At 57.3% G+C, this 17,825-nt stretch carries 15 protein-coding genes; 5 read left to right on the forward strand and 10 right to left on the reverse strand.

Annotated elements, in window-relative coordinates; translation table 11 throughout:
* Nucleotides 1-4: 4 nt before the first annotated feature.
* The 4 genes from ACL2XG_RS13265 to ACL2XG_RS13280 all read right to left on the reverse strand — a co-directional run bounded on the left by ACL2XG_RS13265 (nucleotide 5) and on the right by ACL2XG_RS13280 (nucleotide 4,261).
* Nucleotides 5-1,237, reverse strand: coding sequence for an ABC transporter substrate-binding protein (locus ACL2XG_RS13265; protein ID WP_410012357.1), 1,233 nt, complete (start codon nucleotides 1,235-1,237; stop codon nucleotides 5-7).
* Nucleotides 1,238-1,365: 128 nt separating this feature from the next.
* Nucleotides 1,366-2,166 carry a carbohydrate ABC transporter permease gene (locus ACL2XG_RS13270; RefSeq protein WP_410012358.1) on the reverse strand — a complete coding sequence of 267 codons (801 nt, stop codon included), beginning with the start codon at nucleotides 2,164-2,166 and terminating at the stop codon, nucleotides 1,366-1,368.
* Nucleotides 2,167-2,185: 19 nt separating this feature from the next.
* Nucleotides 2,186-3,310, reverse strand: a complete 1,125-nt coding sequence (locus ACL2XG_RS13275; protein WP_410012359.1) for an ABC transporter ATP-binding protein — start codon at nucleotides 3,308-3,310, stop codon at nucleotides 2,186-2,188.
* A 150-nt stretch (nucleotides 3,311-3,460) separates the two neighbouring features.
* On the reverse strand, nucleotides 3,461-4,261 hold the full coding sequence (locus ACL2XG_RS13280; RefSeq protein WP_410012360.1) for an SDR family NAD(P)-dependent oxidoreductase: 801 nt from the start codon (nucleotides 4,259-4,261) through the stop codon (nucleotides 3,461-3,463).
* Between the two features lie 155 nt (nucleotides 4,262-4,416).
* Here ACL2XG_RS13280 and ACL2XG_RS13285 point away from each other — a divergent pair, with 155 nt between their 5' ends.
* Genes ACL2XG_RS13285 through ACL2XG_RS13295 form a run of 3 tightly spaced genes read left to right on the forward strand, consistent with a single transcriptional unit; the run spans nucleotide 4,417 to nucleotide 7,671 of the window.
* A complete protein-coding gene (locus ACL2XG_RS13285; protein ID WP_410012361.1) occupies nucleotides 4,417-5,268 on the forward strand; it encodes a DeoR/GlpR family DNA-binding transcription regulator in 852 nt (283 codons plus the stop codon).
* Between the two features lie 49 nt (nucleotides 5,269-5,317).
* Nucleotides 5,318-6,118, forward strand: coding sequence for a BtpA/SgcQ family protein (locus ACL2XG_RS13290; protein WP_410012362.1), 801 nt, complete (start codon nucleotides 5,318-5,320; stop codon nucleotides 6,116-6,118).
* Between the two features lie 38 nt (nucleotides 6,119-6,156).
* A complete protein-coding gene (locus ACL2XG_RS13295) occupies nucleotides 6,157-7,671 on the forward strand; it encodes an FGGY-family carbohydrate kinase (protein WP_413721995.1) in 1,515 nt (504 codons plus the stop codon).
* A 116-nt stretch (nucleotides 7,672-7,787) separates the two neighbouring features.
* On the opposite strand, the gene ACL2XG_RS13300 is transcribed toward ACL2XG_RS13295, so the two are convergent.
* From ACL2XG_RS13300 to dalD, 5 genes are all read right to left on the reverse strand, one after another.
* A complete protein-coding gene (locus ACL2XG_RS13300) occupies nucleotides 7,788-8,726 on the reverse strand; it encodes an ABC transporter permease (RefSeq protein WP_410016644.1) in 939 nt (312 codons plus the stop codon).
* Nucleotides 8,727-8,781: 55 nt separating this feature from the next.
* The gene (locus ACL2XG_RS13305; protein ID WP_410012364.1) at nucleotides 8,782-10,281 is read right to left on the reverse strand and encodes a sugar ABC transporter ATP-binding protein; all 1,500 of its coding nucleotides are present in this window, start codon (nucleotides 10,279-10,281) and stop codon (nucleotides 8,782-8,784) included.
* A gap of 46 nt (nucleotides 10,282-10,327) precedes the next feature.
* Nucleotides 10,328-11,287 (reverse strand): substrate-binding domain-containing protein, encoded by a 960-nt coding sequence (locus ACL2XG_RS13310; RefSeq protein WP_331122048.1) that lies wholly within the window; start codon nucleotides 11,285-11,287, stop codon nucleotides 10,328-10,330.
* A 118-nt stretch (nucleotides 11,288-11,405) separates the two neighbouring features.
* The gene (xylB, locus tag ACL2XG_RS13315) at nucleotides 11,406-12,875 is read right to left on the reverse strand and encodes a xylulokinase (protein ID WP_413721994.1); all 1,470 of its coding nucleotides are present in this window, start codon (nucleotides 12,873-12,875) and stop codon (nucleotides 11,406-11,408) included.
* Nucleotides 12,876-12,906: 31 nt separating this feature from the next.
* Entirely contained in the window at nucleotides 12,907-14,307 is a 1,401-nt protein-coding gene (gene dalD, locus ACL2XG_RS13320) for a D-arabinitol 4-dehydrogenase (RefSeq protein WP_410012366.1), read from the reverse strand.
* A 186-nt stretch (nucleotides 14,308-14,493) separates the two neighbouring features.
* Between dalD and ACL2XG_RS13325 the strand changes: the two genes are divergently transcribed.
* On the forward strand, nucleotides 14,494-15,450 hold the full coding sequence (locus tag ACL2XG_RS13325) for a sugar-binding transcriptional regulator (protein WP_410012367.1): 957 nt from the start codon (nucleotides 14,494-14,496) through the stop codon (nucleotides 15,448-15,450).
* Between the two features lies 1 nt (nucleotide 15,451).
* On the opposite strand, the gene ACL2XG_RS13330 is transcribed toward ACL2XG_RS13325, so the two are convergent.
* Nucleotides 15,452-16,549 carry a hypothetical protein gene (locus tag ACL2XG_RS13330; protein WP_413721993.1) on the reverse strand — a complete coding sequence of 366 codons (1,098 nt, stop codon included), beginning with the start codon at nucleotides 16,547-16,549 and terminating at the stop codon, nucleotides 15,452-15,454.
* A 503-nt stretch (nucleotides 16,550-17,052) separates the two neighbouring features.
* Here ACL2XG_RS13330 and ACL2XG_RS13335 point away from each other — a divergent pair.
* Nucleotides 17,053-17,817: an IclR family transcriptional regulator gene (locus ACL2XG_RS13335; RefSeq protein WP_413721992.1), complete on the forward strand. Its 765-nt coding sequence runs from the start codon at nucleotides 17,053-17,055 to the stop codon at nucleotides 17,815-17,817.
* Nucleotides 17,818-17,825: the final 8 nt, after the last annotated feature.

The raw sequence follows: 17,825 nt of genomic DNA on the forward strand, positions 1-17,825 counted from the left end.
ACTTCTACTTCTTCATCAGCTTTTCAAGCTGGGCGGCGGATTCCGCCAGCGCCCCGTCAACGGTGCCGCTGCCGCCGGCCACTTGGGAAAGTTGGGTGCCGAGCACATCCTCATACTGGGCGGAATAGGTGAAGATAGGGAAAGATTTGCCGCTGGCGACCACCTGCTGCGCGGTTTGGTAATAGGGGAATTTAGCCAGCACCGCCGGGTCTTGGTAGACATCGGCGCGCACCGGCGCATGGCCCTGCAGCGCGCGCTCGGTTTCGGTTTTTTTACTTTGCACCCATTGGATAAAGGTCCAGGCGGCCTGTTTTTCTTCAGGTGAAACATTATGTGGAATGCCCCATCCCCAGCCGCCGCTTTCACCATGGCCGCCCGGCATCGTCGTCAGCGCCAGTTTACCCGCCACGGCCGGGCATGCCTGCTGGTTGTCCAGTTGCGGCAGCATCCACCAGTAGGTGATCATGCTGAAGGCCTTGCCGCCGCACATCAAACGCATGGTATCGTCGAGGGTGGCGGACAGCGCGCCAGCTTGGGCCCCATGCTGGATGGCATCGACATATAAGGCCAGGGCCTTTTTACCCGCCGGGCTATTGAGCACCACCTTATTATCCTGGTCCAGGTAATCGCCGCCGGCGGCAAACAGATAGTTGGAGAATTCCATGCTGTTGGGATCCCCGCGTTGCCCCTGCATGGCCGCCCCGGCAATACCCTGTTTTTCTTTAATATATTTAATTAACGCGACATAGTCTTGAAGCGTTTGCGGTGGCACCAACGCCTTATTGGCGCTGGCCTGGTATTGCTGCTGTAGCGTTTTATCCGCCAGAATATCAGTGCGATATATCAGCCCCATGGAATAGTTATACATCGGCAAAATAAATAATTTATCTTTGTCGTGGTTGAGCAGTGAAACGGTGGATGGGATAAACGCCGACGTATCAAAATTATCTTTTTTAATGAGCGGGGTGAGATTGGTTAGCCATTGCGCGGCGGGAAATTCACCGGCCCATAGAAAATCCACTTCCAGCAAATTGTAATAACTTTGTGGAGCAATTAATTGTGCTACCAGCTTATCATGCATATCGCCGTAGCCGATCTTTTCAAACTCAACCTTGATACCGCTCTCTTTTTCAAATTGCGGCAGCATTTGCTCGATAATATGAGTCTCAGGGACATCTTCCATCAGGGCGCGCAATACCACCTCTTTTGCCTGCGCTGCCATAACGGTGGACAACATAACCAAACCTGATAAGAATAATATTTTTGTCTTTATTAACATGACCGGCTCCTGTTTCGTCGGATTGATGATTTTCTCTGGTGAAAAAGAACAATGGGCCGTGAGGTTTTAACTATTAAACGCTTATATTATTTAACGCTACCGAACGTCAGGCCCTTGACGATAAAACGCTGGATAAAATGCGATGCGATAATCAGCGGTAAAATGGCCATTACCACCCCCGCCGACACTTTGCCAATCTGTACGCCGTTGGACGTTTGCAACGCGGCCAGCGCCACCGGAATAGTCGAGGTTTGCGGCCCGCTCAGCACCAGGGCGAATAGAAACTCGTTCCACGAAAGAATAAACCCCAGCACCGCGGCGGCGGCCAGGCCCGGCAGCGAAACCGGCAGCACCACGTGGCGGAAGGCGCCCCAGGCGGTGGCGCCGTCGGTCATGGCCGCCCATTCCAGGTCGACTGGTATACCCTCGAAAAAACCCATCAGGATCCAGGTCAGGAACGGCAGGTTCAGCGCGGCGTACACCAGCGTCAACCCGACCAGCGAGTTGGTCAGCCCGAGCGTGCGCAATAGGGCAAACGCCGGCAATACCAGCGCCACCGCCGGCAGCATTTGGGTTGCGAGCATAATAAAGCGCGCCGCCCGTCCGCCGGTCCTGAAACGGGCAAACGCATAACCGGTGGCGGCGGCAAACGGCATCGCCAGAATCACCGAACATATCGAGACAATCAGACTGTTGCGGTAATGAACCAGAAAATTGTTTTTCTCAAGCAGTCCCTGGTAATTTTCCCATGACCAGCCTGGGAACAAATCGGCGCTGTAGGCCATAGGCTCGGGTACCAGACTCGTGCGCAGCGCCCATAACGGCGGCAGTATCACCAGCAGGCAGGAAAGTATCAGCCCAAGATGCAGTGCAATTTTGCGTAACATACCATGCCCTCGGTGTAGCCTAGCTGGCGAGTGGAGGGGAGGCCCGGCGCGGCAGGACATCCCCCGTCAGGCTGTCAAATAAATGCAGTGGGTCGGGGTCCATATAGAGGGTGATGGTACTCCCGGGCGACGGCAGAGTATGCCGGTCAAGCCGCACCACGAACCGGACATCGGCAATGGTGCCGATGACGATGTTCTCCGCCCCCAGGGCTTCCACAGCCGTCACCTTTAACATCACCGGCTGCCAGTTGGCGTTAAGCTGCCGCGCATGGAAATCTTCCGGGCGGATTCCCAGGATCACAGGCTGTCCGTCATAGTGCCGGTAATCCCCCCGCGCGTAATCCGCCACCCGCAGGCGGCAGGTGGCGTTCAGCTCAAGAGATACTCCCTTGGCCCACGCGCGCACCACGCAGGGGATCAGGTTGATGGGCGGTGAGGAAAGAAAACGCGCCACAAAGGTATTGGCCGGGTTGGCGTAAACCTCCAACGGCGTGCCGCTCTGTACCAGGTATCCGTCGCGCATGATGCAGATGCGATCACCCATGGTCATCGCCTCTATCTGGTCGTGGGTGACATACACCATCGTTTTACCCAACCTGCGGTGCAGTTTTATCAGTTCGGTGCGCATTTCGGCGCGCAGTTGCGTATCCAGGTTGGATAAGGGCTCATCCAGCAGAAAAGCCTGCGGTTCCCGCACGATAGCGCGCCCCAGCGCCACCCGCTGCCGCTGGCCGCCGGACAGGGCGCCTGGTTTGCGATGCAGAAGTTGGTCCAGTCCCAGCATGGCGGCGGTTTCGGCGACCTTTTGCCGGATAACGCCGGTCGCGGTGCCGCGCATTTTCAAACCGAAACCCATGTTTTCCGCCACCGTCATATGGGGGTAGAGCGCGTAACTTTGAAATACCACGGCAATATTGCGATCGCGGGGCGCCACATGGTTAACATTTTGGTCATTGATGCGCAGTTCTCCGGAGGTAATGCTTTCCAGGCCGGCAATCATGCGCAGCGTCGTGGATTTGCCGCAGCCGGAGGGGCCGAGAAAGATCACAAACTCACCATCCCGAATCTTCAGGTCGACGTCACGTACGCTGTACTGATTGTTTTGATAGATCTTGGAAACCCGCCGCAGTTCAATAGAAGCCATGGTATTCCCTCTCTTTGACGTTAACGCAAAACCGACCATCATTGGGGCAAACGATTGCTTTTACCGGTGGCGCGCTTTCGCCGGTTGCCTATCGGATCCCGCAGAAGTGTTGTCCGCATCTGATTAGAATGTTTCTTTTTGTTGTATTTATCAGCCGGTATAAACGCCACCGGTGACATTAACACCCTGACCGGTCATAAAGCGGGCGGCGTCCGAGCACAAAAACGCCACCACATCGGCGACATCATCGGGGGTTTCCAGACGTCCCAACGGCGTCTGCGCGATATAATCGGCGATGACCCGTTCCGGCTCGACGGAACGCAGCTCCGCTTCCCATTCCACCTCTCGCGACTGCATCCCCGTTTTAACAAATCCGGGGCACACGGCATTCACCCTAATGCCATGTACCGCCAGTTCACGGGCCAGCGCCTGGGTCCAGCCCAGTACCGCGAATTTACTGGCGGAGTAGTGCGCCAGAAGCGGCGCGCCAACTTTCGCCGCCAGGGAAGCGGTATTGACTATCACCCCCCGGCCCTGGCCGACAAACTGGCGGGCGGCGATCTGATTGGTCAGAAACACCCCGCGCGCATTGACGTCAAAATTAAAATCCCATTCGTCATCGGTGAGTTTTAACGCATGCTGCATCGTAGAAACCCCGGCGTTGGCCGCTAAAATCTCAAAACCGCCAAAAACCTCATTTACCCGGGCAAACCCGGCGGTGACCGATGCGCGGGAGCATACGTCAAGATGAAAACCAAACGTCTCGCCGCCTAATTCCTCGGCGGTGCGTTTCGCCTTTACCTCATCGATATCACCAATGGCGACGCGCACACGCTGCGCGGCCAGCGCGGCGGCGATGGCCCGGCCGATACCGGTGGCGCCGCCCGTGACTACCGCGGCCTTTCCGGCCAGATCGTGATACTGATAGGGACTGGCAATATCATAGCTCATGTTGCTGCTCCTCTACGTTATCCACTATTATCTACAACAAAATATCGAACAAATCAAAACATAAATATGTTTGATAAAAAAATAATTCTCCGTATTATGTGAATTATTGTTTGATGACAGACAAACCCAAACATTAAGCTGCAATGGATGTCGGAATGAACACCAATAAAGAACAGTTTTCGGCCTATGACGCGAAACCGGAACGCCCCAGGCTTCTGGCACAAGACCGCCATTTACATATCATCGAGACCTTGGCGCAGCAGGGATCCGTTTCGGTTACCGGCATCGCCGCCGAATTGGACGTTTCAGATATGACCATCAGACGCGATCTCCTCGAGCTGGAGTCGGAAGGGAAACTGGTGCGGATCCACGGCGGGGCGGTGCTGCCGGACCACATTACGCCGGTGGCGATAGATCGCGAAGAGCCCAGTTTTGACGCCCGCCTGGTAAAGCATTGCGAGGCAAAGGCCCGCATTGCGGCGATGGCGGCGGATATCGCCTGCGGTTACCGCACCGTGGCGCTGGATGTCGGCACCACCACCTATTTGGTGGCGGAAAGACTACTGGAGCGCCAGCGGATGAAAATTTTCACCAACAGCGTGCGCATTGCCCACCGTATGAGCAGCGGGGCGCCGGATATTTATCTCGCGGGCGGGCATATGCGCGGCGATGAAATGGCCATGGGCGGCCCGGCCGCCATCGCCCAGTTTGAACAGCTGTGGTTTGATGTCGCCTTTATCGGTGTTTCCGGCATTACCGCCGACGGCATTTATGACTACTCCTTTGAGGATGTGGACCTGAAACGGCTTTACCTAAACCGATCGGGTTATACCGTGGTGCTGTGCGATTCATCCAAATTCCAACGCATGTCGCTGGTGAACATCGCCCCGCTAGAGGGTGTGGACATGCTGATTACCGAGAGCTCGCCGCCACCGGCAATTGCCCTGGCGCTCGAGGCAGCCAGGATTAAGGTGGTCATCGCTCCGCCTTTGTCGGCAGGCTGCTGATATGTGGCCCGGGGATACCGGTCCCCGATAACATCGTCTGGAGTGTCCTATGATTTTTGATTTTTTTGGTAATAAAGCCAAAGCGGTTATAGCCATGGCGCATATCGGCGCGCTGCCGGGGTCCCCGCTCTACGATGCCGGCGGCGGCATTGATAAACTGATCGCCGATGTGCTGGCCGATGTGGAAAAGCTACAGGCGGGCGGCGTGGACGCCATCATGTTCGGCAACGAAAATGATCGGCCTTATGTGTTTAACGCGGCATTGGAAGGCGTCGCCGCCATGTCGGCGGTGGTGCAGGCCATTAAACCGGCGCTTAGGGTACCCTTCGGCGTCAACTACCTGTGGGATCCGAATGCCAGCGTCGCTATCGGCGCCGTCACCGGCGCCAGTTTTGTGCGGGAAATTTTTACCGGCGTGTTCGCCTCCGACATGGGCATCTGGCAGCCCGACTGCGCCACCGCATCCCGGTTGCGCCATAATCTGGGCCGGGACGATATGAAACTGCTGTTCAATATCAACGCCGAATTCGCCCATTCCCTGGACTGCCGGCCGATTGAGCTGCGCGCGCGCAGCGCGGTATTCTCCTCTCTGGCCGACGCCATTCTGGTCTCCGGCCAGATAACCGGCGAGGCGGCGGATAAATCCCATCTGCGTAAAGTCTGCGAAGCAGTTTCCGACGTGCCGGTATTCGCCAACACCGGCACCACCATCGATAACGTGCGCGACGTGTTAAGCATGGCCAGCGGCGTGGTTATTGGCACGCATTTCAAGGTGGACGGCTATACCTGGAACGCGGTGGACGGTGATCGGGTCAAGCGCTTTATGGATGTGGTGGAAAGCCTGCGTTAATGAACTGACATCGCGACGGCGGCCTGACGGGAGGGCGCATGAACTGCTTACTGGGTATTGATATAGGCACCACGTCCACCATCGGCATGCTGATCCGGCTCCCGGATGACGTATTGGGCTTGGTTTCCCGTCCGGTGCGGCTCTCCTCGCCGCAGCCGGGATGGGCCGAGGAGGATCCTGAACAATGGTGGCGCAACGTCGGCGAAATTTGCCGCGAGCTGCTGGAGAGTAGCGGCATAACCAACACCGATATCGCCTGCATCGGCATCACCGGCATGTTACCGGCCGTGGTGCTACTGGATGGAGAGGATCGGCTATTGCGCCCCAGCATCCAGCAAAGCGACGGCCGTTGCGGTAGGGAAGTGGCCGAACTTCGCGCCGAACAGGATGAGCAAGCGTTTATCCGCCGTAGCGGCAACGGCATCAACCAGCAGTTGGTCGCCGCCAAGATCCGCTGGATCGAACGCCATGAACCCGCGATCTATCAAAGGATCGCCACGGTATTCGGCGCCTATGACTTCATCAACTGGCGGCTGACCGGCGAAAAGGCCATCGAGCAGAACTGGGCGCTGGAAGCGGGTTTTATCGATATCGCCTCCCATAGGCTTGACGACGAACAGATTGCCCTGGCCCATCTGCCAAGATTGGCGGTGCCGCGCCTGGTACGATCCCATGACATCCTGGGCAGGGTATCGCCGGCGGCGACTAAGTTCACCGGCCTGGCGGCGGGCACGCCGGTTATCGGCGGCGCGGCGGATTTTATTGCCTCCGCGCTGGGCGCAGGCGTCACCCGGGAGGGCGACGTGTTGCTGAAATTCGGCGGGTCGGTGGATATATTGACCGCCACCGCCACGGTCAATCCAGATGCGCGCCTTTTTCTTGATTATCATCTGGTGCCGGGTATGTATATGCCGAACGGCTGTATGTCCACCGGCGGCTCGGGACTAAACTGGTTTGCGGAAAATTTTGCCGGCCAGCACCGGCCGGCGGCGGCGCAGGCCGGCCTTTCACTGCATCAATATATCGATAGCCTGGCGCAACAGAAACCGCCGGGGGCCGGCGGGGTGATATGCCTGCCCTATTTCCTGGGCGAAAAGACGCCGCTGCACGATCCGGCGGCGCGCGGCGTATTGTTCGGCCTGACGCTGTCCCACGACGCGGGTCATATCTGGCGCGCGTTATTGGAAGCCTACGCCTTTGCCATCAGGCACCATATCGACACGCTACATGATATCGGGTATCCCACCCGTCGTTATATCGTTTCCGACGGCGGTTCCGGCAGCCGGTTGTGGATGCAAATTGTCGCCGACGTGCTCGGTGAGCCGTTGCAGCGCCTGGAGGGACATCCCGGCTCTTGCCTGGGCGCCGCCTGGACCGCCGCCATTGGAGCGGGTCTAAGCGACGACTGGAACGGCGCCAGCCGGTTTGTGCGTTTCGGCGAGGTCATCCGGCCCAGTGCCGCGGCACGGGATTTTTACCACCAACTGTACCCGCGTTTTCGCGAGCTTTATCAGCAGTGCCGCCCCTTGACCGACGCTGCGCAGACGCGTTAATTTTAGGCGAAAACGGGCGTATGCACGCTCGTTGCATACGCCCGCGCCCAGCGCTGGTTTGCCCACCAAAACCACATGCCCCGATCGGTTTGGCCGCTCTTCCCGCCGAAGTGGCTTTACGCCCGCGCCCGGGATTTAAAGCTTTCCAGCATCACCGCGATGATAATGATGGCGCCTTTGACCACCTGTTGGTTATAGCCGGAGATATTCATTAAATTCATCAGATTGGAGATGATACTGAGAATCAGCACGCCGATAATGGTATTGACCACCGTGCCGCGGCCACCCGCCAGGCTGGCGCCGCCCACCACCACCGCCGCGATCACATCCAGCTCGAAGCCGATGGACATCACCGGCGATCCGACGCCGGTACGGGTGGAGGCCAGCACGCCCGCCAGGCCGCAGGCCAGTCCGCTTAGGGCATAGACGGCAAACTTATACCAGTCGACCCGCACACCGGCGAAACGGGTGGCCGTTTCGTTGGACCCGATGGAAATCACCAACCGGCCGAACACGGTGTACTGATAGACAAAATGGGCAATGATGGCAAATGCGATAAAGACATAGACCGGCAGGGGCAGTCCCAATAAATAGCCGGTGCCGAAATTCACATAAGACACATCGTCGATGAAAATCGGCTGCCCCTTGGCGGCAATCAGCGCCAGGCCGCGCGCAATGGTCATCATGGCGAGCGTGGCGATAAAGGGGGCGATATTAAAAAAAGTCACCAGGCAGCCGGCGGCGGCCCCCACCAGCGTGGCGATGCCCGCGCCCGCCACGATGGCCGGCATCACGCCGATTTCCGGGATCAGCAGCGCGACGGCCACCGACACCAGGGCCATGATCGACCCCACCGATAAATCAATGCCGCCGGTGAGGATAACAAACAGCATGCCGATGGCCGCCAGGCCCAGCGGCACGCTTTGCCTTAGCACATTGGTAATATTTTCCGGGCTATAGAAGCGATCGGATAAAAAATTGGCCACAATCAACATCACGAAAAATACCAGTAACGTGGAGTTGTTGGCGAAAAATTTCAGCACTTTGGCTCGCATGGCAAAGCCCGTCGTTTTAGTGGGATTGTTTACCGTTTCCATAATTTTTCCTCATCTACACTAAAGCACGTTTAGGTATGGCGAATCTCATGATGTTTTCCTCGGTAATCTGGGAGCCCTGCAACTCTTTGGTTATCGATCCCTCGCTCATCACATACACCCGGTGGGAGAGGGAGATAACCTCGATCATTTCCGACGAGATAACGATAATGGCGTAGCCTTTCTCGGCCAGTTCATGGATGACGTTGTAAATTTCCACCTTGGCGCCGACGTCGACGCCGCGCGTGGGCTCATCCAGGATCAGCAGATCGCATTCCGTGGCCAGCCATTTGGCGATAACCACCTTTTGCTGATTGCCGCCGCTCAGGCTGGATATGGGGTCCTCGACGGAGCCCAGCTTGATCGCCAGCCGTTGCCGCGACTGTTCGCTGAACGCCCGCTCACTGCGATAATTAATAATGCCAAACCTATAACAAACGCGTTTCAGACTGGATAACGTCATATTTTCCCGAATAGGACGGGTTAAAATCGCGCCCTGCTCTTTGCGGCTTTCCGGCACCAGGCCGATGCCCTGGCGCATGGCGTCGGCCGGGTGGCGAATGGTGATGTCCTTGCCGTTTTTCACAATCCGGCCCTTGGTCATGCGGTCCAGGCCGAACAGGCAGCGGGAAATTTCCGTGCGCCCGGATCCGACCAGTCCCGCCAGCCCGACGATTTCCCCTTTCCTGGCGGTCAGGCTGATATCCTTTAACAGCGATTTGGTGGACATGCCGTACACCTCCAGCACCGTTTCGTCCTGGGGAATATTTTTGGTCGGATACAGGTTTTCAAATTTACGCCCCACCATGCTGGAAATAATGTCGTCTTCCGTGCAGGTCTTGGGGTCCAGATCGGTCACCGTCTCGCCATCCTTGATAACCGTAATGGCGTCGGCGATGGCGAATATTTCATCCAGGCGATGGGAGATATACAAAATGGTGACCCCCTGCCCTTTCAGTAATTTCAGCTGGCTGAATAAAATATCGATTTCCCGGTTCGATAATACCGCCGAGGGTTCATCAAGAATCAATATCTTGACGTCCCTGGCCAGCGATTTGGCAATTTCCACCATCTGCTGGTAGGCGACGCTCAGCGTGCCCAGGCGCGCGGTGGGCGGTATATGGAAACCCAGGTTGGATAATACCCGGCCGGCTTTCTGGTTCATTTTTTTCCAGTTCACCAGTTGGCCACCGAACCCCAGGTCGCCGAGGAAAATATTTTCCGCCACGGTCAGATCCGGCGCCAGCGCCAGTTCCTGGTAGATAATGCCGATATTATTTTCCCGGCTTTGTTTTGGCGTGGTGAAATGCACCTCTTTACCGTTGATATAGATGGTGCCGCTATCCTTGATATAGATACCGGAGAGGATTTTCATCAGCGTCGATTTACCCGCGCCGTTTTCACCGACGATGGCGTGGATGCTTCCTTTCTTCACCTTCAAATCAATACTCTTTAGCGCATGGACTCCGCCAAAGCTTTTTTTAACCTTTTCGATAACGACTGCATACTGGTCCATGAACATACCTCATATCAGCCCCCCTTGTGGCAAGGGGGGGAAGACGTTAGAAAAGCGATTTAGCATCGTAGACTTGTTTCACGTTATCTTTGGTAATGAGCACGGTGGGGGTGTAAACATAATCTGGGAAGTCTTTATTGCCCGCCTGGTATTTGGCGATAACATCCAGCACGGTATTGGTCAGCGTATTGGGGTTATTGGCCGCCGTCGCCTGCAGGTCGCCGCGTTCAATGGCTTCCAGGCCTTTTTTATAGCCGTCGTGGGCAAACACTTTTACGTCCTGGAGTTTATTGGCGCCTTTTAGCGACAAAATGGCGCCCAGGGCCATATCGTCCATTTCGCTGTAGACGCAGTTGATCTTATTGCCCTGGGCGACAATGATGTCTTCCATGGCTTTCAGGCCGCCCTGTTGATCCCAGTTGCCCCAGCCCTGGCTGACGATGGTCAGGTTGGTTTGGTTATATTTACGCAGTTGCGCTTCCATCACGCCGCGAATAAAATTGGTGCGCCTGGCTTCACCCACCAGGTTGCCCTGGTTGCCGCTGATAATGACGCAGTTCATCGGCTTATTGCCAAACTGATCGACCGCGAATTCGCCAATGGCGATATTGTTCTTGGCGTTATTGGCCTGCACGCGGGTGATCACCGGCGCATCCAGTGAAATATCGCTGTCGAGGATAACGGTAGGAATACCCGCGCGTTTAGCGATTTGCGTAATACGCATGCCGGCTTCGGGATCCTGCGGATTGAGCACCAGATAATTAATGCCTTGGGAAATCATATCCTCGACATCGGAAATCTGCTTGTTCAAATCCCCGCGCGCATCGGTGGTGATCAAATCATAGCCCCGTTCCTTGGCATGGATTTTCATATACTCTGTCAGGCCGTTGAAAAAGGCACCATTGAGGGTTCGGTTGGCAAAACCGACTTTGATTTTATCTTCGGCATGGGCCGATATCGCCACCGAGGCCACGGCCAGCAACAGACCCGCTAATACTTTTTTCATCGATATCCTTCCTTCTGTTTGTTTACGTTAGGGTAGAGGTAACGTCTTTATTGTTCTGTTCAGCGTGCGTGAATGGGGGTGGCCCGCCGGATACGGCGCCCGATCCGGCGGGCCGGGATCATAGCGCCAGTTTCCTGGCGTCCACCTGCTGGCGATAGAACAGCCGGTAGAGCGCCAATCGGTGTTGCAGCTGTTCGGTGCGGTCGGTCCCGGCGGTGAAACGGGTATGGATTGCCGGTTTGCGGCACACGTCCGCCTCGTTGCCGCCCGCCGCCAGCCAGCCCAGCCTGGCCGCGCCAAGCGCGCCGCCGGCCGCGCCGTCGCGATGGGTTACCACCGGGACGGCCACCACGTCGGCTATCAGCTGCGCCCACCACGGGCTGCGGGCGCCGCCGCCGATCAGCGAAAATTGTTCGATATGGCTGCCGGCCTGTTTCATGACCGCCAGGCCATCGTCGAGACCGAACGCCACGCCTTCCAGCACCGCGTAGCCCAGCGACGCGCGCTCCGTGGAATGCGTCAAGCCATGGAACGACCCGCTGGCGACGGGATCGTTATGCGGGGTACGCTCGCCGGAAAGATAAGGCAGGAATATCGGCGCCCGCCGCTGTTCCTCAAGACTCAGCGCGGCCACCTCCGCCAGCAGGGTGGGTTCGTCGGTATGCAGAATCTGGCATAACCACCGCAGCGCGCTGGCGGCGGTGAGCATGACGCTCATCTGATGCCAGCGGCCCGGCAGGGCATGGCAAAACGCATGCACCGCCGACTGCGGGTTGGGGCGGAAACATTCGTTAACGGCAAAGATCACCCCGGAGGTGCCGAGTGAGATAAACGCATCGCCGGTATTCACCGCGCCGATGCCCACGGCGCTGGCCGCATTGTCGCCGCCGCCGCCGGCTATCACCACCGATGGCGGCAGACCCCATTCCCGGGCGACATCCGCCTTCAGGGTGGCGGACGGCGCGGAGCCTTCCACCAGCGCCGGCATATGATCCCGGGTCAGGCCGCAGGCGCCGAGCAAGGAATCCGACCAGTCGCGTTTCGCCACATCCAGCCACAGCGTGCCCGCCGCGTCGGACATATCCGACACTTTTTCACCGCTCATCATCAGGCGCAGGTAATCTTTGGGTAACAGTACGGTCTTGACGCGGGCAAAGATCTCCGGCTCATGTTTCGCCACCCACAGCAGCTTAGGCGCGGTAAACCCCGGCATCGCCAGGTTACCGGCTATTTGATGCAGCTCCGGCGCCAGCCGGGTAAGCTGTTCGCACTCCTGCGCGCTGCGGGTGTCATTCCACAGAATGGCCGGGCGCAGCACGTTATCCCGGGCGTCGAGCAATACCGCGCCATGCATCTGGCCGGAAAGGCCGATGGCGCGAATCCCCGCCCAAAGATCGGTATGCCGCGCGCGCAGGCGGCCGACGGCGCGGTTGGTGGCCGCCCACCACTGCGCGGGATCCTGCTCGGACCACTGCGGATGCGGGCGCTGCACCGTCAGCGGTTCGCCTTCACTGGCGACCAGTTGTCCCTTGTCATCGATAATCACTACTTTGATTTCCGAGGTGCCTAAATCAAGACCGAGATACATATTCGCTCCCCTTCGTTATTGGCTGATGCGGTTACTGAGCGGCGACCTTCGGGGCCTTGGCCAGCGCCCAGGCGTCAAGCCGGGTGATGGTCTCGCGCAGTAATTTTTCAAAATCCTGGTCGGTGGCCAGCGGCCCGAACAGTTTGGCGTCGCGGGCAAAGAGCGCGACGGGGTCGGCCGCGCTGAACATGGCGTGGGTGGCCGCCGCGTCCAGGATGCCGTCCTGGTAGTCGTAAGGCAGTTCGCCGTCATGCCAGCGGCGCATGAAGATAAAAAACAGCGCCGGCAGCACGGCCGTGGCCTTGGGCGGCTGTCCCCGGCGGTAACATTCAATCAGGGTCGGGGTGATCATGCCCGGGATCTTGGAGAAGCCATCGGCGGCGACCCGTTGATTGGTGTCGCGGATATAGGGATTGCTAAAGCGGTCCAGCACCACATCGCGGTATTGCGCCAGGTCCAGCGGGCTTGGCGTCAGCGAGGGGATCACGTCCTGAGTGACATAGTCGTAGGCCATGCGGCGGATATCCGCGGTGCCGGTACTTTCATGGATATAAGACTGGCCGATAAGCGTGCCCGCCCAGGCAATGCAGCTGTGGCTGGCGTTGAGGATGCGGATTTTCGCTTCTTCATAAGGCACCACGGAATCCACCATTTCGACGCCGACATTTTCCAGCGCCGGACGTCCGGCGATAAAATGGTCTTCCACCACCCATTGGATGAAAGACTCGCCCATCACCGGCGCGCGGTCGTCCATGCCCAGATTTTCCTTGACCCGGCCGGCAATATCAGCGGACGGACGGGGCGTGATGCGATCAACCATGGTGTTCGGCGTGGTAGTATTGGCCTGGAACCAGGCCAGCAGATCCTGCTCGCCGCGCAGGGTCAGGAATTCGGTCAGGCCGTCACGGAACCGTTCGCCGTTATGGCGCACATTGTCGCAGCTGAGCAGGGTGACGCCGCCGGTGTCCTGGCTGCGGCGGGTTTGCAGGATGCGCGCGATGGTGCCGTAAATCGTGCGCGCGCCGCCCTTCAGGTCGGCCTGCAGATCCGCGTTGGATTGGTCGAGTTTAAAATGGGTATCCAGGTAATAACCGCCTTCGGTCACGGTAAAGGAGATAACCCGGGTATCGGCGCTCGCGCCCTGCCCGACCAGCGCCGACAGTTGCTCGTCCCAGGGGATGATTTTGCGGATGGAGGTGATTTTTTCATAGCTGCGCTCCCCGGCGGGCGTCACGGTTTCCAGTGCATATTCCCCTTTCTGTGCCGCCAGGATATCCAGCAGTGGGTTGGCGTCGTCGCGGATATTACCCAGCGCAATCGACCAGCGTCCGTCGCCCTGCATCAGCAGACGGTGCAGATACCAGGCTTGGTGCGCGCGGTGGAAAGAACCGGCGCCGATGTGCATCCAGGTAAAGTGTTGTGAAGTGGTCATAATGTATAGTACCTCGCGAAAGGGAGATGAGCATAAGCTCACAAAATGAGTAATTGCCTAGATGGAGAGCTTAATCGAATAATAGCCCATCAAATGAGCTTTAGCTCACAGTTCGCACATGATCGATTTACGCCCTCCATAAATGATGGGTATAGTTCCACCACTGCTAAAAGCTGAGTATGATCAATGGGTAAAATCGACAGGAAATTGGATCAGGCCGCCCGGGCCGCCTGGATGTATTACGTGGCGGGCAAAACACAGCATGAAATCGCCGATGTGCTGGGGGTGTCGCGCCAGGCGGCGCAGCGCCTGGTGGCGCTGGCGTCGGAAAATGGCCTGGTCAGGGTGAATATCACCCATCCGGTGGCTGAATGCACGGCGCTTTCCCAACGGCTGGCCCGGTGTTTTGGCCTGTCGGTATGCCTGGTGGTGCCGTCGGGAGGCATGGATACCGGCAGTATTAACAGCATGATCGCGGTGGCCGGCGCGGAGGTGATGATGCAGTTTCTCGATCAGCCGCAGCCCAGGACCATCGCCGTCGGCTCCGGCCGGGCGCTGCGCGCCACCATTAACGAAATGGCGCCCATCGATCGCCCGCAGCATAGCTGCGTATCGCTTATCGGCGCCATCGCCTCCGACGGCTCCTGTACCCGTTACGATGTGCCGTTATGGATGGCGGAAAAAACCCAGGGTAAATATTTTATCCTGCCGGCGCCGCTGTTCGCCGATAACCTGACGGATAAAGAGCTGTGGTGTAATCACCGTATCTACCGCATGGTGACCGATAAGGCGGCGCAGGCGGATGTCACCTTTATCGGCATCGGCCAGATGAACTACCTTTGCCCGTTGCATAAGGATGGTTTTATCACCACCGACGAAGTCAACCGGCTGACGCAGGCGGGCGTAGTGGCGGAAATCGTCGGCCATTTTATCGGCGCAAACGGCCAGCGGGTGGCAAGCGAAATGGACGATCGCCTGACCAGCGTCGCTATCCAGACACGCCCCGAAAAACCGGTGATCGCCTTTGCCGGCGGCCGGGAAAAGTTCCAGGCTATCCAGGCGGTGCTCAGCGGCGGCTGGATTAACGGCCTGGTAACGGATGAGGATACCGCCGTAAAACTGCTGGCCGCCGCCGAGGCGTGATTCAGGCCGGATGCGGAATACGCAGTTCGAAATAATTACCTACCGCGCTTACCATCTTGCCGAAGGAAACGGTTTGCCAGGCGGTATGCAAGGCGTTGAGGGTCCCGCCGGGCCGTATATCCCGCGCATTACCCGCCGCGCGCAGCAGTTTGCCAAAGGATACGGTGCGCCGGGCGGTATCGGCCGCCTGGCCTATGCGGGTTATTTCCCCCCCGGTGTAAATATCGGCCACCTGCGTCACGCCGCCCAGGGTGCCCCCGGATATCGCCGCCAGCCATTCCGCGGGACCGGCCGCGGGTTCTTCCGATGTCCAGGGTAATAAATACCAGGATTTAGCGGTGTTGATATACTGATTTTGTATATTGCGAATCAAACCCAGCCCGAGGGGAGAAAAAATAAAATCATCGATTAAACGGCCAACTGACGCCCCGGTTTGGCTGCCAGACGCGGCGCCATCGGCAACTTTGCCAAGTTCGTGCTCCGCCAAATCACTGTACCATGCCAAACAGCCCGCCACGGCGGTGCCTACGGCCGCGCCCCATTGTTTAGCCACATTAGCCGTTCCACACATCATCGTATCCATTACGCCAACGGCTTTGCCAATGGGCGCCAACAAAACCTTGGTCAGTTCAGGTTTCCCGATTGTGGCGCAGCAATAACCGGCTATGCCGCCAACGTAGGCGGCGGTTTGCATTCCACGGGTGCTGGCATTGTGGCCAAACGCCGACATCAGAGCCACCGCGCCGCCGGTTTTGGCCTGGGTTTCGGCGGATTTATTTTTGACCACATGAACCGCAGCCTTGGCGAAAGCGCGGGATAAACCCTTGGCCGTTAAACTCACCAGCGCGCCAATGGCAAAACCTACCGCGACGACGATAAGCAAAGGTCCCCCCGCCACACCGACTAAGGTCGCCACGGCGGAGAATAGCGCGGCAGCGGTCATGGCTACGCCCACCACTCTGATGGCCTTGTTAATATTTTTAGCCGTAAATAACGACTTAATGAACATATTAATGCGCTGGCTTGCCGTGGTTTCGGCGTTAGCGGGTATGGCCTTTATAGCGGTGGTCTTGTGTGCGGCGCCGGGGGCTACCGCCATGGAAGAACCTGCCGCGGCGCGCGCTGCCGCAACACCCGGATTGATAGGCTGAACCGGCAAAGGAAGGAATCCAGACGCACGATGGCCGTTTGGTGCTAACGGGCTTCCCGCCGGCCGGTTACTGACTTTGATGATATGTTGCGGCACGCCCGGCTGTTCATACGCTCCTTCGCTGCGATCATCTAACCGCAGCGCGCCCGACATTCTGTTCACGCCTGTGTTGAACGCATTATTATCCTCGGGACGGTAAAAAGAGTTGTTAGTGATGTTTGTCGTCATAACGAATTCTCCCCTGATTTACCGCCACAAGGTAGCGACCGTCCGCCAAAAAAACTTTCAAATTTAGATGATTTTGAAATTATTTTTTTAAAATCCGTGTTCGCGATCGCATAAGACGATAAACGGACGCGCCGCGCGGCGGATGGGGTTAAATTGATTTTCCCGACCGGACGTAGTACCGTCAAGCCCATAACATGTATCATTCTTTTCCCAAGCGGTCAGCCATGCCAATCATCCAATCCGTTGAACGAGCCCTGCATATTCTGGACCTGTTCGATGAACACGACACCGAACTAAAAATCACCGAAATCAGCAATAAAATGGGCCTGCACAAAAGCACCCTGCACTCCTTGCTTAAAACCCTGCAGGTGCAGGGTTATATCGATCAAAATCATGAAAACGGCAAATACCGTCTGGGCATGAAATTGGTCGAACGGGGAAACCTGGTGGTCAATTCCATTGATATCCGGCAAAAAGCCAGAAGTTTCCTGCTTGAATTATCGATTAAAACCGGCCAGACCACGCATTTGGGTATTCTTGACGGTAAAGAAGGCGTGTATATCGATAAAGTGGAAGGGAAGATGGCGGTAATTTCTTATTCCCGCATCGGGCGCAGGCTGCCGGTGCATGCCACAGCCATCGGCAAAGTGCTGTTATCCTTTCTTAAACCGGCGGATATCCAGGCGTTGCTGGAGAATTACGACTATACCCGGCAAACGCCGCAATCCATTACTGATGAAGGCCGGTTTTTAGCGGAACTGGCCGAGGTGCGCAGCCGGGGATATGCCCTCGATAACCAGGAAAATGAACAGGGGGTAAGATGTATTTCCGTGCCGATATGGAATGTTGAACGCAAGGTTATCGCCGCCATCAGTATCTCGACCTTAATTTCCCGCGTCAGCGATAACGAATTCGATGACTATATCCAATTATTAAAACAGGCCGGGCAGGAATTATCAGAGCAATTAGGATATACGGCCGGGAACTGACGGCGACA

The organism is Sodalis sp. RH24 (assembly GCF_047324145.1).
GTDB lineage: Bacteria > Pseudomonadota > Gammaproteobacteria > Enterobacterales > Enterobacteriaceae > Acerihabitans.

Bases quoted from the DNA above. Each gene is read 5' to 3' on its own strand.
- ACL2XG_RS13265 (WP_410012357.1), bottom strand. From the start codon at position 1,237: ATGTTGTCCACCGTTATGGCAGCGCAGGCAAAAGAGGTGGTATTGCGC.
- ACL2XG_RS13270 (WP_410012358.1), bottom strand. From the start codon at position 2,166: ATGTTACGCAAAATTGCACTGCATCTTGGGCTGATACTTTCCTGCCTG.
- ACL2XG_RS13275 (WP_410012359.1), bottom strand. From the start codon at position 3,310: ATGGCTTCTATTGAACTGCGGCGGGTTTCCAAGATCTATCAAAACAAT.
- ACL2XG_RS13280 (WP_410012360.1), bottom strand. From the start codon at position 4,261: ATGAGCTATGATATTGCCAGTCCCTATCAGTATCACGATCTGGCCGGA.
- ACL2XG_RS13285 (WP_410012361.1), top strand. From the start codon at position 4,417: ATGAACACCAATAAAGAACAGTTTTCGGCCTATGACGCGAAACCGGAA.
- ACL2XG_RS13290 (WP_410012362.1), top strand. From the start codon at position 5,318: ATGATTTTTGATTTTTTTGGTAATAAAGCCAAAGCGGTTATAGCCATG.
- ACL2XG_RS13295 (WP_413721995.1), top strand. From the start codon at position 6,157: ATGAACTGCTTACTGGGTATTGATATAGGCACCACGTCCACCATCGGC.
- ACL2XG_RS13300 (WP_410016644.1), bottom strand. From the start codon at position 8,726: ATGCGAGCCAAAGTGCTGAAATTTTTCGCCAACAACTCCACGTTACTG.
- ACL2XG_RS13305 (WP_410012364.1), bottom strand. From the start codon at position 10,281: ATGGACCAGTATGCAGTCGTTATCGAAAAGGTTAAAAAAAGCTTTGGC.
- ACL2XG_RS13310 (WP_331122048.1), bottom strand. From the start codon at position 11,287: ATGAAAAAAGTATTAGCGGGTCTGTTGCTGGCCGTGGCCTCGGTGGCG.
- xylB (WP_413721994.1), bottom strand. From the start codon at position 12,875: ATGTATCTCGGTCTTGATTTAGGCACCTCGGAAATCAAAGTAGTGATT.
- dalD (WP_410012366.1), bottom strand. From the start codon at position 14,307: ATGACCACTTCACAACACTTTACCTGGATGCACATCGGCGCCGGTTCT.
- ACL2XG_RS13325 (WP_410012367.1), top strand. From the start codon at position 14,494: ATGGGTAAAATCGACAGGAAATTGGATCAGGCCGCCCGGGCCGCCTGG.
- ACL2XG_RS13330 (WP_413721993.1), bottom strand. From the start codon at position 16,549: ATGGCGGTAGCCCCCGGCGCCGCACACAAGACCACCGCTATAAAGGCC.
- ACL2XG_RS13335 (WP_413721992.1), top strand. From the start codon at position 17,053: ATGCCAATCATCCAATCCGTTGAACGAGCCCTGCATATTCTGGACCTG.